We start from the raw sequence: 14,654 nt of genomic DNA, 5'->3' as shown, positions 1-14,654 counted from the left end.
ACGACTAGCACTCCCGGGGTCCCTTACCCCTGAAGGAGTGCATCCTCATGTCTGTCGCCACCGAAATCTGCGCCCCCCTCGCCGTTCTCGGCCATGACGTCCAGGTCCCGCTCGCCAGCGGTGAGAAGGTCGGCTACGCGGCGCTCGACTACGCGGCCAGCTCGCCGGCCCTCCAGCGGGTCTGGGACGACGTCGCCGCGTACGCCCCGTACTACGGCAGCGTGCACCGCGGCGCCGGGTACCTCTCGCAGCTGTCCACCGACCTGTTCGAGCAGAGCCGCCGGACCGTCGCCGAGTTCCTCGACCTGCGCGAGGACGACCAGGTGGTCTTCACCCGCGCCACCACCGACTCGCTCAACCTGCTGGCCGCCGCCCTGCCGGCCGGTACCCGGGTGTTCGCCTTCGAGACCGAGCACCACGCCTCGCTGCTGCCCTGGGCGCACGCCGGGCTGGAGGTCGGCTACCTGCGGGCGCCGCGCTCGCGGGCCGAGGCGGTGGCCGCCCTGGACGCCGCGCTGGCCGCCGCGCCCGAGGGGCCGAAGCTGCTCTGCGTCACCGGCGCCTCCAACGTGACCGGCGAGCTGTGGCCCGTCGCCGAGCTGGCCGAGACCGCGCACCGGCACGGCGCCCGGGTGGTGCTGGACGCCGCCCAGCTGGCCCCGCACCACCGGGTCTCGGTGCGCGAGCTGGACGTCGACTGGATCGCCTTCTCCGGGCACAAGATCTACGCGCCGTTCGGCGCCGGGGTGCTGGCCGGGCGGGCGGACTGGCTGGACGCGGCCGAGCCGTACCTGGCCGGCGGCGGGGCGACCCGGACGGTGGCCCGGGAGACGGACGGCTCGGTGGCGGTCGAGTGGCACACCGGCCCGGCCCGGCACGAGGCCGGCTCGCCGAACGTCATCGGCGCCTACGCGATCGCCTCGGCCTGCCGGGCGCTGACCGAGGCCGGCTTCGACGCGCTGGAGGCCCGCGAGCGACAGCTGGTCGACCGGCTGACGGCGGGCCTGGCGGAGATCCCGCAGGTCAAGGTGCTGAGCCTGTTCGGCACCGACTCGGCCCGGGTGGGCGTGCTGTCCTTCGTCGTCCAGGGCTGGAACAGCTCGCACTTCTCCGCGGCGCTGTCCGCCGAGTACGGCATCGGGGTGCGCGACGGCCTGTTCTGCGCCCACCCGCTGGTGCGCACCCTGCTCGGGGACGAGGATGCGGCGCCGTCCGAGTGCGGTGCGCCCGAGCCCTCGCTGCCGGGCGAGCGCAGCCTGAACGCGATCCGGGTGAGCTTCGGCGCCGGGACGCCGGACGAGCACATCGAGCGCTTCCTGGCCGCCGTCCGCGAGCTGGTCACGGACGGCGCGGCCTGGAACTACCGCAACGAGGGCGGGCGTTGCGTCGCCACTGTGCAGATCGACAGGGGCCGTCGCGAGGGCTGAGGCCGGGGGCGTTCGCTACTCGTCCAGGCCGAGGGCGAAGGCGGCCTCCAGGTCGTGCTGGGAGTAGGTGCGGAACGCGATGTGGGTCTCGGTGTGGACCACCCCCGGGACCTTGTTCAGCCGACCCGGGATGACGTCGGCGAGGTCGTCGTGCCGGCGCACCCGCACCATCGCGACCAGGTCGTAGCCGCCGGTCACCGAGTACACCTCGCTGACACCCTCGATGGCGGCGATGGCCTCGGCGATCTCCGGGATGCGGTCGACACTGGTCTTGATCAGGACGATGGCGGTGATCACTGTTCGGGCTCCTTTGTGGGGTGCCGTCAGCGTATCGGGCGTCAGCCGGGCCGGCGCGAGGGGTGGCCGACGACCGTGCAGGCGTAGAGGAAGCCCGCCGAGAAGCCGATCACGTGGACCAGGTAGGCCACGCCCGGCCCGGCCGAGTGCACCGACCACCACTGGAGGGCGAACCAGAGGCCGAGCACCATCCAGGCCGGGAAGCGCAGCGGCAGGAAGAGCAGCAGCGGGACGAGGGTGGTCACCCGGGCCCGCGGGTGGAAGCGCAGGTAGGCGCCGAGCACGGCGGAGATCGCCCCCGAGGCGCCGATCAGGACCCGGGTGGAGTCCGGCGAGTGGGCCTCGGCGAGTGCGAAGCCGTACGAGGCCAGGCTGCCGGCGGCCAGGTAGAAGAGGAGGTACCTGGCCCGGCCGACCCGGCGTTCGACGGTGGGGCCGAAGACGTAGAGGAAGAGCAGGTTGCCCAGCAGGTGCAGCCAGCCGGCGTGCAGGAACAGCCCGGTGAGGGCGGACACGGCCGGGTGCTTGCCCGGGGTGGGGGCGGCCGGGCAGCCGGGGACCGGGTCGGGGGCCTCGGCCAGCTGCTCGGCGGTCAGCGGGTGTCCGGCCAGCAGTTCGGCGGGGACGGCGCCCCAGCGCTGCTCGTACCGCTGCTCCGAGCAGACCCGGGCCTGGCCGGTGCCGTACAGCGGGTTGAGGCCGGCGGCCGGTCCGAGCAGGAAGACCAGGGTGTTGGCCGCGATCAGGGCGTAGGTGACGGCCGGGGCGGGCGCCGCCGGGCGGCCGTCCCGCGCGTCGGTGTGGTCGGGGGCCGTGAGCGCCATGCGGCCAGCATCCCTCCGGGCGCCGCAGGTGACACCGTGGTTTACGGCAGGTGGACTAGCCCGCGTTCTGAGGTGACCGGTGGTCGTGGCGGTTGCCCCAGGCAATAGGCTTGGGGCGGGCATTCCCGCCTCCCGCCGCCGACGCCGGGGCTCCGGGGGGAGCGCCTAGCCCGCCCAGGGACCACCCGAGAGGATCCCCGATGACCGTCCCCGCTCTGACCGCCGAGACGCGCTGGCGCTGCACGCTGTGCGGCAACCTCACCCGCTTCGACGTGACCCGCACCGCTCGGGTGACCGAGTTCCTGCACTTCGACCTGGCCGGCGAGTCCAAGGTCGAGGAGACCGAGGTGCTGAGCGAGACGATCGAGTCGGTGCGCTGCCGCTGGTGCAACGCGGTCGACCAGGTCGAGCTGGTGGCCCGTCCGGGCTCCGAGGGCGCTGAGGCCCCCGCCGACCAGGGCTGACCCCCTCCCCGCTGCGGTGGGCGGAGCGCGACGCGCCCGTCCACCGCACGGGACAATACAGACAAGACGCACGGAGCGTGACGACAGGGACGGCCATCGCCGTCACCCGCTGGACCAGGATCGGAGCCGAGGACGTGGTGGACGCAGCGAGGGAGCCCGCCGAAGCGCAGGGGCTTCAGCCCGCTGCGCCGGACGCCGAGCCCGTCCCGTCCGAGGCCGGCTCCCCGGAGGCGGCCCCCGCCGGGGCGGCTCCGGAGCGCGCGGCCGAGAAGCTGGACCGGCCGCTGCCCGAGGGGGTGCGCCGGCGCGTGGTCGGCCTGGCCTCGGACGCGCTGGGCGGACTGCCGCCCGGGGAACTGCCGCAGAGCCTGCGGCAGTACGTCAAGTTCACCCCCGCGCGGCGGGCCAAGTACGCGGCCACCGCGCTGGCGGCGGCGCTGGAGTCGGAGCCGGCCTTCCGGGTGCGGATAGCGGAGCGGCTGCGGCTGGGCCAGCCGGACCTGGTGAAGGCGCTGGAGTCGGGCGCCGTCCCGAGTGCCGCCGATCCGATGGACGTCGCGGCCGCCGCCTACCTGGTGCGCTCGGCCGGCTGGAGCCGACTGGTCACCGAGGCCGGCGAGGAGGCCGAGCGGGCCGGCGCCGAGGACGCGGCCGCGGAGGCCGGCCGGCTGGTGGAGAAGTTGCAGGCCGAGCTGGCCGAGGTGCGGGCCGCCGCCCGCGCGGACCTGGAGCGGCAGCGGGCCGAGTTCGAGAGCCTCCGGCGGGAGGCCGACTCGCTGCGCAAGAAGGTGCGCTCGTTGGAGAGCGACACCCGGCGGGCGCAGGCCGAGGCCCGGCGCCTGGCCGGGGAGCTGGAGTCGGTGAAGGCGCAGGCCGCCACCGAGCGCAGCGCGGGCGAGAGCGAGGCGCGGCGGCTGCGGCACCGGGTGTCCGAGCTGGAGAACGCCGCCGAGCAGGGCCGGCGTTCGGCCCGCGAGGGGCGCAGCGTCGAGGACATGCGGCTGCGGCTGCTGCTGGACACCGTGCTGCAGTCGGCGCAGGGGCTGCAGCGGGAGCTGGCGCTGCCGGTCTCCCAGATCCGCCCGGCGGACCTGGTGGAGGCCGTGGTGCCGGGGGCGGCCTCGCCGCACGACGTGGCGCGGCGCGGTCTGGCGGAGGACGACCCGGCGCTGCTGGACCAGTTGCTGGCGATCCCGCAGGTGCACCTGGTGGTGGACGGCTACAACGTGACCAAGACCGGCTATCCGACGCTGCCGCTGGAGCAGCAGCGGATCCGGCTGCTGGGCGGGTTGGCGATGCTGGCCCAGCGCACCCAGGCGGAGGTCACCTGTGTGTTCGACGGGCAGGACCTGGACGTTCCGGTGATCATGGCGCCGCCGCGCGGGGTCCGGGTCCGGTTCAGCCGGACCGGGGAGACCGCGGACGAGCTGATCCGCCGTCTGGTGCGGGCCGAGCCGCAGGGCCGTCCGGTGGTGGTGGTGTCCACCGACCGGGAGGTCGCGGAGGGCGTGCGGAAGGCGGGCGCGCGCCCGGTGGCGTCGGTGCTGCTGCTGAACCGGCTGGCACGGCCCTGACGGCGGGCAGGGCGGTGTGACGTCCGGTCAACGCCCGGTTCACGGTGGTGTGCGGATTCCGTGAAAGCGGAACGGGGGCCGGAGTTCACACGTTCGGGGGAGTGGCGAAACAGTTAGATCTTCACTAGGGTCTGGCGTCAAACCTATTTTCCGGAATCTCACCTGAACAGGCGAGTCCGATGGAAGAAGGAGCCGGTCCCTTGGCCTCCCACCGCCGTCCCAAGCAGCCGAGCCGCGCGCGGGTCTCCGTGCTCACCGCTGCCGCTGCGACCGCGGTCGCCCTCTCCGCCCAGGTGGCCGCGCACGCCGCGCCGCAGCCGAACAAGCAGGACGTCAAGGCGCAGATCGACCTGCTCCAGCAGGAGCAGGAGCAGGCGGCGGAGAAGTACAACGGCGCCAAGGAGCGGGCCGACCAGCTCCGCAAGCAGTCCGACCAGCTGCAGGACCAGGTCGCCCGCAGCCAGGACCAGATGACCCAGTTGCAGGCGGGCCTGGCCGAGGTGGCGGGCGAGCAGTACCGCACCGGCGGCATCGACCCGGCCGTCCAGCTGATGCTCTCCTCCGACCCGTCCGGCTACCTGGAGAAGGCCTCCAGCGCGCAGCAGGCCAGCGCCAGCCAGACCGAGGCGCTCAAGGGGCTGCTCGACCAGCAGCGCCGGCTGGACCAGGAGAAGGCCGAGGCCGCCGCGGTGCTGGCCTCGCTGGACTCCACCACCAAGGACCTGAACCAGGCCAAGACGGACGTCAACACGAAGCTGAAGGCCGCTCAGGACCTGCTGAACTCGCTCAGCGCCGCCGACCGCGCCGCGCTGAAGGCCCAGCAGCAGCAGGACGACCGCGCCTCGCGCGGCAGCGACCGGGTCGACCTCTCCAGCCTGCCGCCGGCCAGCGGCTACGCGGCCACGGCGGTGGCCAAGGCGATGAGCAAGCAGGGCTCCCCGTACGTGTGGGGCGCCACCGGGTCGAGCACCTTCGACTGTTCCGGCCTGATGGTCTGGGCGTACGGCCAGGCGGGCGTCTCGCTGCCGCGCACCTCGCAGGAGCAGGGCCACATCGGGACCGCGGTGACGCTGGCCACGGCTCAGCCGGGCGACCTGGTGATCTACGGCGGGGACATGCACCACGTCGCGATGTACATCGGCAACGGCATGGTCGTCCACGCGCCGCACACCGGTGACGTGGTGAAGGTGATGAAGGCCGACGCGATGTCGATCAACACGATCCGCCGGATCTGACGGCCCGACACGCCCGAGGGGCCCGTCCCGACCCTGTGATCCGCGCCACCCCGTGACTGTCGGGGTGGCGCTTCGGGTTTGCCCGTCCCTGGGCCGATTGATGAGAATCGATCAGCTTTACGTGTGTCGGCGATCACCATCGGTCATTTTCACAAAGGAACATGGATAATATTCTGTCTTTTTTCTGACAAGGATTTGAACGGATCACGGTTCAGTTACTAGGGTCGTGCTTCGAACCACCGCACTGTCGATCATCCAGCCTGGATGGCGGCGGTGGTTTCCGTCGAGTTCGCGAAACAGCGGGGCAGGTCGAAGCGACTGCCCGACAGGGGAGCCCAGTGGTCGGGGGCGCTGCGGAGCGGAGCCGGGGAACCACGTTCCTCCGGGGTGAATCGGCGCCAGGTCGGCCGGTGGAACGGCCGTGAGGCGTCGTAGGGCATGCTTCCGGCCCGAACCCGTCAGCTCACCCGGTAGGCGGCCGTAGGAAGAAGGAGTCCGCCTTCGTGGCGTCCCATCGTCGTCCCAAGCCCGCCGGCCGTGCCCGCGTCTCGATCCTGACCGGTGTGGCCGCCGCCGCCGTCGCACTGTCCGCGCAGACCGGCGCCCACGCCGACCCGCAGCCGACCAAGGATCAGGTCAAGGAGCAGGTCGACCAGCTCAACGAGCAGGCCGAGGTCGCGACCGAGAAGTACAACGCCGCCCAGGAGAAGCAGCAGGGCCTGGAGAAGCAGGTCGCCGGCCTGCAGGACCAGGTGGCCCGGCAGCAGGCGCAGGTGACCGACCTGCAGGGCGGGCTCGCCGAGATCGCCGGGGAGCAGTACCGCAACGGCGGCATATCCCCGACCGTCCAGCTGATGCTCTCCTCCAGCCCGGACAACTTCCTCAACCAGGCCGGTGCGCTGAACCAGGCCGGGGACACCCAGAAGAACCAGCTGAAGCAGCTCCAGGAGCAGCAGCGCAAGCTCGACCAGGACCGCACCGAGGCCCAGGGCAAGCTCACCGAGCTGGAGGCCACCACCCAGCAGCTGAAGGCCTCCAAGGACGAGGTCCAGAACAAGCTGAAGGCCGCGCAGGACCTGCTCAACACCCTGACCGAGCAGGAGCGCCAGGCGATCCAGCAGGCCGAGGCCAAGGCCGCCGCGGAGGCCCTGCAGAAGGCCCAGAGCGCGAAGGCCGCCGCCGACGCCCAGCTGAAGGCCGAGAGCGCGAACCTCGACGCCGCGAAGGCCACCGCCGACCGTGCCTCGCGCGACAACAGCCGCACCGACCTCGGCTCCTCGCCGGTCAAGGCCGCCCCCGGCAGCTCGCACGGTGCCGCCGCGCTGGCCGCCGCCGCCTCCAAGATCGGCAGCCCGTACGTGTGGGGCGCCACCGGCCCGAGCTCCTTCGACTGCTCCGGCCTGATGGTCTGGGCGTACGGCCAGGTCGGCGTGTCGCTGCCGCGCACCTCGCAGGAGCAGGCCAGCGCCGGCACCCGGATCGGCACCGACCTGTCCCAGGCCCAGCCCGGCGACATGCTGATCTTCTACGGCGACGCCCACCACGTCGGCATCTACGCGGGCAACGGCCAGGTGCTGCACGCTCCCAAGCCGGGCGCCTCGGTCCGCTACGAGGCCGTCACCAACATGCCGCTCACCGGCATCGTGCGGGTCTGACCCCCGCCAGGCGACTTTTCAGGCCCGGCCCTCCCACTGCGGAGGGCCGGGCCTGCGGCTTTTCCGGTGGATCGGGCAGATGTCCGATTGAGGGTCAAATATTCGGGTCCGGAGGGGTTTGGACTCACTTGCCCGGACTCGCTAACGTCTGCCACCGGACTCCCGCTCGACGGCCGCCCGCTGGGGCGCGGCCGCGGGGCCGCGCCGCAGGATCTGGAGCCGCTGCCGCCATGCCCGTGCACCGCCGTTCCCAACTGCTCGCCCGTGCGCTGGTACTGACCGCGGCCGCCGCCACCGTCCTCGGCGTGACGGCCGGCGGCAGCGCCCAGGCGGCCCCCGGGGGCCCGGACCGGCCCGACCGCGGCGACGTCAAGGCGCAGGTGGAGCAGCTGTACGACGAGGCCGAGCAGGCGTCCGAGAAGTACAACGCCGCGCAGGAGGCCCAGCACCGGCTCCAGGGCGAGACCACGATCCTCCAGGGAGAGGTCGCCACCGCCCAGGACCAGCTGAACCAGCTGCGCGGGGACCTCGCGACGGTGGCCGGGGCCGAGTACCGCAGCGGCGGGATGACCCAGACCGCCCAGCTGATGCTCTCCTCCGACCCCGAGGCCTACCTCACCCGCGCCCGCAGCCTCGACCAGGCCGCCGAGCGGCAGCAGGAGACGCTGCACGAGCTGATCAACCACCAGCGCCGGCTGGACCAGCGCCGCGCCGAGACCGCGGGCAAGCTCGCCGAACTGGACCAGGCCCGCCGCTCGCTGGCCGAGAGCAAGCAGCAGATCCAGCAGCGGCTGGCCGCGGCGCAGAAGCTGCTCAACGGCCTGGACGCCGGCGAGCGGGCCCGGATGGCCTCCCAGGACGCCCGGGACGCCGAGCAGCGCGCCACCCGCGGCGCCGACCGGCTGGACCTCGGCGACGCCCCGCCCGCCTCCGAGCGCGGGGCGGCCGCGCTGGCCGCCGCAGTGCGGATGATCGGATCGCCGTACGTGTACGGCGCCACCGGACCCCATGCGTTCGACTGCTCCGGTCTGATGTACTACAGCTGGCGGCAGGCCGGAGTGACCCTGCCGCGCACCTCGCAGGCCCAGGCGAACGCCGGGCAGCGGATCAGCCTCTCCGAAGCGCGGCCGGGAGACCTGGTGATCTTCTACCGGGACATGCACCACGTCGGGATGTACGCCGGCGGCGGGGTGATCGTGCACGCCCCCTACCCGGGTGCCAGGGTCCGGTACGAGAGCGTCGGCGCGATGCCGGTCGCGGGGGTGGTCCGGCTCTGAGCGCGACGCCTCCCGGCCCCGTGGAGACACCCGGCCGCGCGCTGTCCCGGCGCGGCGCGCTGCTGCTGGCGGTCGGCGGGCTGACCCAGCTGTCGCTGCCGCCGGCCGCCCCGGCGGTGCCGACGCAGCGGGCGGCCGATCCGCACGCCGAGGTGGCCGGGCTGCTGGCGGAGCGGGCGCGCTCGCTGCCGTCCTGGTCCGGGCTCACCGGAGCCGAGGCGGCCTACCGCAACCTGGTGCTCTCCCCGGCCGGCGGGCCGGACCGGCTGACCGCCGCCGCCGACCTGGTGGTGCGGATCGCCGGGTACGACGAGTACCCCGAGGTGTACCCGCGCCGGATCACGCTGGTCCGGGACGCCGGCGGCTGGCGGGTCGAGCGGGAGGAGGGCGCGAGCGGGCCCCCGGCGCTGTGGGACCTCGGCCCCGCCCGTACCGCGCCCGGCGCGCACTGCCTGGTGCTCGGTCTGGCCGAGGGGTCCGACCCGAGCGGCCTGGTCGCGGTGGGGGACCACGCGGTGCCGGCCGTCAGCGCGGTCTGGGGCGATGCCTGGCCGGGCCGGCTGCTGCTCGAACTGCCCGCCACCGAGGCGCAGTTCGCCCGGCTGCTGGAGGCCGACCCGGCGGGCTGGACGGGCATGGCGGCGGTCACCGTGGCCGCCCCCGGCGCGCCCCACCACACCCCCGCGGACCGGGTGGTGGTCAACCCCGAGGCGTTCGGGCGGCTCAGCGGGTTCGGGCGGCAGGTCGTCATCACCCACGAGGCCACCCACGTCGCGACCCGGGCCGACACCCGGGCCTGGACGCCGCTGTGGCTCTCCGAGGGCGTCGCCGACTGGACGGCCTACCGCGACTCCGGCCGCGAACCGCGGCAGATCGCCCCCGAGCTGGCCCGGGACGTCACGGCCGGGAGGCTGCCGGGCGCGCTGCCCGCCGACCAGGACTTCGCCGCGGGCGCCACCGGTATCGCCCAGGCCTACGAGCAGTCCTGGCTCGCCTGCGACCTGATCGCCCGCCACTGGGGGCCGGAGCGGCTGGTCGCCTTCTACCGGGCGGTCGGCGCGGAGGACGGGCGGGGCGAGGAGCGGGAACGGCGTACGGACCGGCTGCTGCGCGCCGATCTGGGCGTCGGGCTGGACGGGTTCACCGAGCTCTGGCGGGCCGAGGTGGCGGCCCTGAAGAGCTGGCGACCCTGAAGAGCTGGCGACCCTGAAGAGCTGGCGACCCTGAAGAGCTGGCGACCCTGAAGAGCTGGCGGCCCTGCAGAGCTGGTGGCCCGCGCCCTCAGCGCTTGGCCGGGGCGCCCGGGTGGTCGATGCCGTCCAGCAGGTCCTGCTCGTAGGCGATGCCCGGGCGCACCGGGTAGGAGGACGCGGGCGGCAGCGCCGGCGGCTCCCTCAGCACCACGGTGGGCGGCAGCGGCTCCGAGCCGCGGGTGGAGCGCCAGAGCCGGACGCAGGAGAGCACGGCGGCGGCCACCAGCAGCAGGTTGCGCAGGCTCAGCACGGTGACCGCCCACGGGTCGCTGGCCAGGACCTGGGTGAACAGGGTCGGGAACTCCAGCAGCGTGAGCGGGCAGGCGATCAGGATCAGCAGGGCCACCGGCCGCTGGCTGCTGTTGCGCACGGTCAGGCAGACCGCCGCGACGCCGATCAGCCAGACCAGGTACTGCGGGCTGATCACCCGGCTGGTCACCACGAAGATCAGCAGGGCGCACAGCGCCGCGTCGTACATGGTGGCCGCGTTGCGGCGGCGGGACTTGAAGCGCCACAGCAGCAGCCACAGGAAGCCGATCACGGTGCCGGCCATCATCACCTTGCTGATCACGCTGACCCACGGCCCGAGCATCTCGGGGGAGCCGTAGTTCATGGTGACCCTGCCGTCCCAGGCCCCGGCGATCCGGGCGAAGTGCAGCGGCAGCGCGCCGACCGACTCGACCTCGATGCCGCGGTCCGCCTGGAAGGTCAGGAAGTCGAAGGCGCCGTTCATCCCGGCCGCCAGCAGGAAGCCCACCGAGACGGCGGTGGCCGCGGCCAGCGTCCAGGAGCGGCGGGTGCGGCGGCCGGACGGGGTGCCGATCAGGCCGAGCAGCGGCCAGATCTTGACGATCCCGCCCAGGCCCAGCAGCAGCCCGCCCACCGCCGGGCGGCGGATCAGCGCCAGCAGGCCGGCCAGGGCGAGCGCGGTGACGAGGATGTCGAAGCGGTTGTAGATCATCGGGCCGAGCAGCGGGACGGCCACCACCCACATCCAGGCGCCGGTCAGCGCCCGGCCCCGGCGCAGGCCGGTGCGGATCAGCAGCGCGGCCGCGGCGGCGTCGGCGATGCCGCAGATCACCCAGAACGAGACCAGGTACGACCAGGGCAGCAGGCCCGGCAGCAGGATCACCAGGGCGGCGCCCGGCGGGTACTGCCAGGTCACGTCGTCGAAGGGGAAGGTGCCGGTCTGCAGCACGCCGTACCAGGCGTGGTAGATCATCCAGACGTCCGCCGTGATGTCGCCGCCGGGCGACTTCAGGACGCCGGTCATCAGCAGCACCAGTACGGTACGGGTGGCCACCCAGGTCGCGCCGAGGGCGGCGAGCGCCCCGAGCGGGCGGCCGAGTCGGCCGCGCGAAGAACCGGACTCGGTGGCCGGGGCCAACTCCACTGCGCTCCCTCGTTCGTCTCGTACGTCCTCACCGGAGGCGTCGTACTGACGGACGCCCGGGCCGCCGCATCCGCGGCCTAGGTACTAGGACTGACCCGGGGGTCAAACGGTTGCCGTGCGCGGTTCCGTTCCCGGCGGGTCATGGTGTTGACCTATCGTACGGATCACCCGGTGGTACAACGAGCACCCCCCGACCGAGCGAGCCGTGGCCTGATGCACAGAACCTTGATCGTCACCAATGACTTCCCGCCCCGTCCGGGAGGCATCCAGGCCTTCGTGCACAACATGGCTGTCCGTCAGCCTCCGGGGAGCATCGTGGTGTACGCCTCGACCTGGCGCGACGGCACCGAGGTGGCGCGGTTCGACGCGGAGCAGCCCTTCCCGGTGATCCGGGACCGTACGAAGGTGATGGTTCCCACACCCCGGGTCACCCGGCGGGCCGCCGAGATCCTGCGTGCCGAGCGCTGCGACTCGGTCTGGTTCGGTGCCGCCGCCCCGCTCGGTCTGATGGCGCCCGCGCTGCGCCGGGCCGGGGCCGGGCGGCTGCTCGGCATGACCCACGGGCACGAGGCCGCCTGGGCCCAGCTGCCGGTCTCCCGGCAGCTGCTGCGGCGGATCGGCGCGGGCACCGACGTGCTGACGTACCTGGGCGAGTACACCCGCTCCCGGATCGCCGCCGCGGTCGGGCCGCAGGCCGCGGCCCGGATGGTGCAGCTGCCGCCGGGTGTGGACGAGACGACCTTCCACCCGGACTCCGGGGGCGCCGAGGTGCGCCGCCGGCTCGGCCTGGCGGACCGGCCGGTGGTGGTCTGCGTCTCCCGGCTGGTGCCGCGCAAGGGCCAGGACACCCTGATCGAGGCGATGCCGCAGATCCTCGCGGACGTGCCGGACGCGGTGCTGCTGATCGTCGGCGGCGGCCCGTACCGGGCGGACCTGGAGAAGCTGGTGGACGCCACCGGCGTACGGGAGTCGGTGCGCTTCACCGGCTCGGTGCCGTGGGAGGAGCTGCCCGCCCACTACGGGGCCGGGGACGTCTTCGCGATGCCGTGCCGGACCAGGCGCGGCGGGCTGGACGTGGAGGGCCTGGGGATCGTCTACCTGGAGGCCTCGGCGACCGGCCTGCCGGTGGTCGCGGGGGACTCCGGCGGCGCGCCGGACGCGGTGCTGGAGGGCGAGACCGGGTACGTGGTGCCCGGTGGCTCGGCCCCGGCGGCCGCGGAGCGGATCGTCCGGCTGCTGCGGGACGAGGAGCTGCGGCGGCGGATGGGCGAGGCCGGGCGGCGCTGGGTGGAGCGCTCCTGGCGCTGGGACCTGCTGGCCGGGCGGCTGACCTCGCTGCTGGCCGGCTGAGGACGCACGAAGGGCCCGGGGACTTCCCCGGGCCCTTCGCCGTTCCTGTTCCCTACTTCTGGTAGATCGCCTCGATCTCGGCGGCGAAGTCCTTCAGCACGACGTTGCGCTTGAGCTTGAGCGAGGGCGTCAGGTGGCCGCTCTCCTCGGAGAACTCGGTGTCGAGCAGGCGGAACTTCTTGACCGCCTCGGCGTGCGAGACGGCCGCGTTGCCGTCGTCCACCGCGGACTGGAGGGCGGCCAGCAGGTCCGGGTCGTCGGCGAGCTCGGCGACGGTGGCGCCGGCGGGCTTGCCGTTGAGCTCCTTCCACTTGGGGAAGAAGTCCGGGTCGACGGTGATCAGGCAGGCGACGAAGGGCTTGCGGTCGCCGACCACCATGACCTCGCCGACCAGGGCGTGGGCCCGGATCCGGTCCTCGATCACGGCCGGGGCGACGTTCTTGCCGCCGGCGGTGACGATGATCTCCTTCTTGCGGCCGGTGATGGTCAGGAAGCCCTCGGAGTCCAGGGAGCCGAGGTCGCCGGTGGCGATCCAGCCGTCCTTGAGGGCCTCGGCGGTGGCCTGCGGGTTGTTCCAGTAGCCGGTGAAGACGTGCGGGCCCTTGAAGAAGACCTCGCCGTCCTCGGCGATCCGGACGGAGGCGCCGGGGACGGGCTGGCCGACCGTACCGATCTTCGGCTTGTCCCACGGGTTGAAGGCGGTGGCCGCGCAGGTCTCGGTCAGGCCGTAGCCCTCCAGGACGGTGAAGCCGATGCCCCGGTAGAAGTGGCCCAGACGCTCGCCCAGCGGGGCGCCGCCGGAGATGGCGTGGGTGGCCCGGCCGCCGAGGGCGGCGCGCAGCTTGCTGTAGACCAGCTTGTCGAAGACCGCGTGCTTGACCCGCAGGACCAGGCCCGGGCCGCCGGCGTCCAGCGCCCGGCTGTAGGCGATCGCGGTGTCCGCGGCCTTGTCGAAGATCTTGCCCTTGCCGTCGGCCTGGGCCTTGGCGCGGGCCGTGTTGTAGACCTTCTCGAACACCCTGGGCACGCCCAGGATCAGGCTCGGCTTGAAGGCGGCCAGCTCGGCGGTGACGTCCCGGATGTCGGAGACGTGGCCCAGCTTGATCGGAGCCATCGCCGGGGCGATCTCGGCGATCCGGCCGAGCACGTGGGCCAGCGGCAGGAAGAGCAGGACGGAGCTGTCGCCGGTGCGGAACAGCGGGGCCAGGCGCTCGACCACGTTGCCGCACTCGGCGAGGAAGTTGCCGTGCGTCAGCTGACAGCCCTTCGGGCGGCCGGTGGTGCCCGAGGTGTAGACGATGGTGGCGATGTCGTCGGGGCCGGCGATCGAGCGGCGCTCGTGGACCGTCGCGTCCGGGACGTCCTTCCCGGCCTCGGCCAGCGCGGCGATCGCGCCGCCCTCGATCTGCCAGGTGTGCTTCAGCTCCGGCAGCCGGTCGCGGACCTCCTCGACCACCGCGACGTGCTGGGCGGTCTCGGTGACCACGGCGACCGCGCCGGAGTCGCCGAGGATCCACTCGACCTGTTCGGCGGAGGAGGTCTCGTACACCGGCACGGTGATCGCGCCGGCCGTCCAGATGGCGAAGTCGAGCAGCGTCCACTCGTAGCGGGTGCGGGACATGACGCCCACGCGGTCGCCCGGCTCGATGCCTGCGGCGATCAGGCCCTTCGCGGCGGCGTGCACCTCGGCGAGGAACTGCACCGCGGTCAAGTCCTGCCAGCGGCCGTCCACCTTGCGGCTGAGCACCGCGACGTCCGGGTGCTCCTCGGCGTTCCGGTGCACAGGGTCGGCGAGGTTACCGCCGCTCGGTACCTGATAGAGGGCCGGAAGGCTGAAGTCGAGCAAGACTGCTCCTCGTTCGCGACGCTGCGGGACGGCAGGACGTTACTGCCCGGTAGGCAGCT

Annotated in this window: 12 protein-coding genes and 1 riboswitch; of the genes, 8 read left to right on the top strand and 4 right to left on the bottom strand. The window is 73.3% G+C overall.

What is annotated here, in order from left to right:
• The first annotated feature begins 47 nt into the window (after positions 1-47).
• The gene (locus RZ50_RS12325; RefSeq protein ID WP_196949462.1) at positions 48-1,427 is read left to right on the top strand and encodes an aminotransferase class V-fold PLP-dependent enzyme; all 1,380 of its coding nucleotides are present in this window, start codon (positions 48-50) and stop codon (positions 1,425-1,427) included.
• A 15-nt stretch (positions 1,428-1,442) separates the two neighbouring features.
• On the opposite strand, the gene RZ50_RS12320 is transcribed toward RZ50_RS12325, so the two are convergent.
• Both RZ50_RS12320 and RZ50_RS12315 read right to left on the bottom strand, forming a co-directional pair.
• Positions 1,443-1,724, bottom strand: a complete 282-nt coding sequence (locus tag RZ50_RS12320) for an Lrp/AsnC ligand binding domain-containing protein (RefSeq protein WP_196949461.1) — start codon at positions 1,722-1,724, stop codon at positions 1,443-1,445.
• A gap of 41 nt (positions 1,725-1,765) precedes the next feature.
• Positions 1,766-2,548 (bottom strand): rhomboid family intramembrane serine protease, encoded by a 783-nt coding sequence (locus RZ50_RS12315; RefSeq protein WP_196949460.1) that lies wholly within the window; start codon positions 2,546-2,548, stop codon positions 1,766-1,768.
• A gap of 200 nt (positions 2,549-2,748) precedes the next feature.
• On the opposite strand from RZ50_RS12315, the gene RZ50_RS12310 reads away from it, so the two are divergent.
• The 6 genes from RZ50_RS12310 (at position 2,749) to RZ50_RS12285 (ending at position 9,946) form a co-directional block, all read left to right on the top strand.
• Complete coding sequence (locus tag RZ50_RS12310; protein ID WP_196949459.1) at positions 2,749-3,012, top strand: hypothetical protein; 264 nt, start codon at positions 2,749-2,751, stop codon at positions 3,010-3,012.
• A 272-nt stretch (positions 3,013-3,284) separates the two neighbouring features.
• Positions 3,285-4,586, top strand: coding sequence for an NYN domain-containing protein (locus RZ50_RS12305; RefSeq protein WP_254802623.1), 1,302 nt, complete (start codon positions 3,285-3,287; stop codon positions 4,584-4,586).
• 200 nt (positions 4,587-4,786) lie between these two features.
• The gene (locus RZ50_RS12300; protein ID WP_196949458.1) at positions 4,787-5,821 is read left to right on the top strand and encodes an NlpC/P60 family protein; all 1,035 of its coding nucleotides are present in this window, start codon (positions 4,787-4,789) and stop codon (positions 5,819-5,821) included.
• Positions 5,822-6,160: 339 nt separating this feature from the next.
• A riboswitch (cyclic di-AMP (ydaO/yuaA leader) is annotated at positions 6,161-6,314 on the top strand.
• A 10-nt stretch (positions 6,315-6,324) separates the two neighbouring features.
• A complete protein-coding gene (locus RZ50_RS12295) occupies positions 6,325-7,476 on the top strand; it encodes an NlpC/P60 family protein (RefSeq protein WP_196949457.1) in 1,152 nt (383 codons plus the stop codon).
• 230 nt (positions 7,477-7,706) lie between these two features.
• Complete coding sequence (locus RZ50_RS12290) at positions 7,707-8,753, top strand: C40 family peptidase (RefSeq protein ID WP_196949456.1); 1,047 nt, start codon at positions 7,707-7,709, stop codon at positions 8,751-8,753.
• A 20-nt stretch (positions 8,754-8,773) separates the two neighbouring features.
• Positions 8,774-9,946 carry a hypothetical protein gene (locus tag RZ50_RS12285; RefSeq protein WP_196949455.1) on the top strand — a complete coding sequence of 391 codons (1,173 nt, stop codon included), beginning with the start codon at positions 8,774-8,776 and terminating at the stop codon, positions 9,944-9,946.
• An 88-nt stretch (positions 9,947-10,034) separates the two neighbouring features.
• On the opposite strand, the gene RZ50_RS12280 is transcribed toward RZ50_RS12285, so the two are convergent.
• Positions 10,035-11,399 carry a glycosyltransferase 87 family protein gene (locus RZ50_RS12280; protein ID WP_308271603.1) on the bottom strand — a complete coding sequence of 455 codons (1,365 nt, stop codon included), beginning with the start codon at positions 11,397-11,399 and terminating at the stop codon, positions 10,035-10,037.
• 213 nt (positions 11,400-11,612) lie between these two features.
• Between RZ50_RS12280 and RZ50_RS12275 the strand changes: the two genes are divergently transcribed.
• Complete coding sequence (locus tag RZ50_RS12275) at positions 11,613-12,749, top strand: glycosyltransferase family 4 protein (protein WP_196949454.1); 1,137 nt, start codon at positions 11,613-11,615, stop codon at positions 12,747-12,749.
• Positions 12,750-12,801: 52 nt separating this feature from the next.
• On the opposite strand, the gene RZ50_RS12270 is transcribed toward RZ50_RS12275, so the two are convergent.
• Positions 12,802-14,595 carry a long-chain fatty acid--CoA ligase gene (locus tag RZ50_RS12270; protein WP_196949453.1) on the bottom strand — a complete coding sequence of 598 codons (1,794 nt, stop codon included), beginning with the start codon at positions 14,593-14,595 and terminating at the stop codon, positions 12,802-12,804.
• Positions 14,596-14,654 lie beyond the last annotated feature (59 nt).

Origin of the sequence: Kitasatospora sp. SUK 42 (assembly GCF_015776785.2) — a bacterium.
In the GTDB taxonomy this organism is placed as follows: domain Bacteria; phylum Actinomycetota; class Actinomycetes; order Streptomycetales; family Streptomycetaceae; genus Kitasatospora.
Note: the sequence above shows the minus strand (reverse complement) of the source record. Positions and strands in the feature narration are given on the sequence as shown.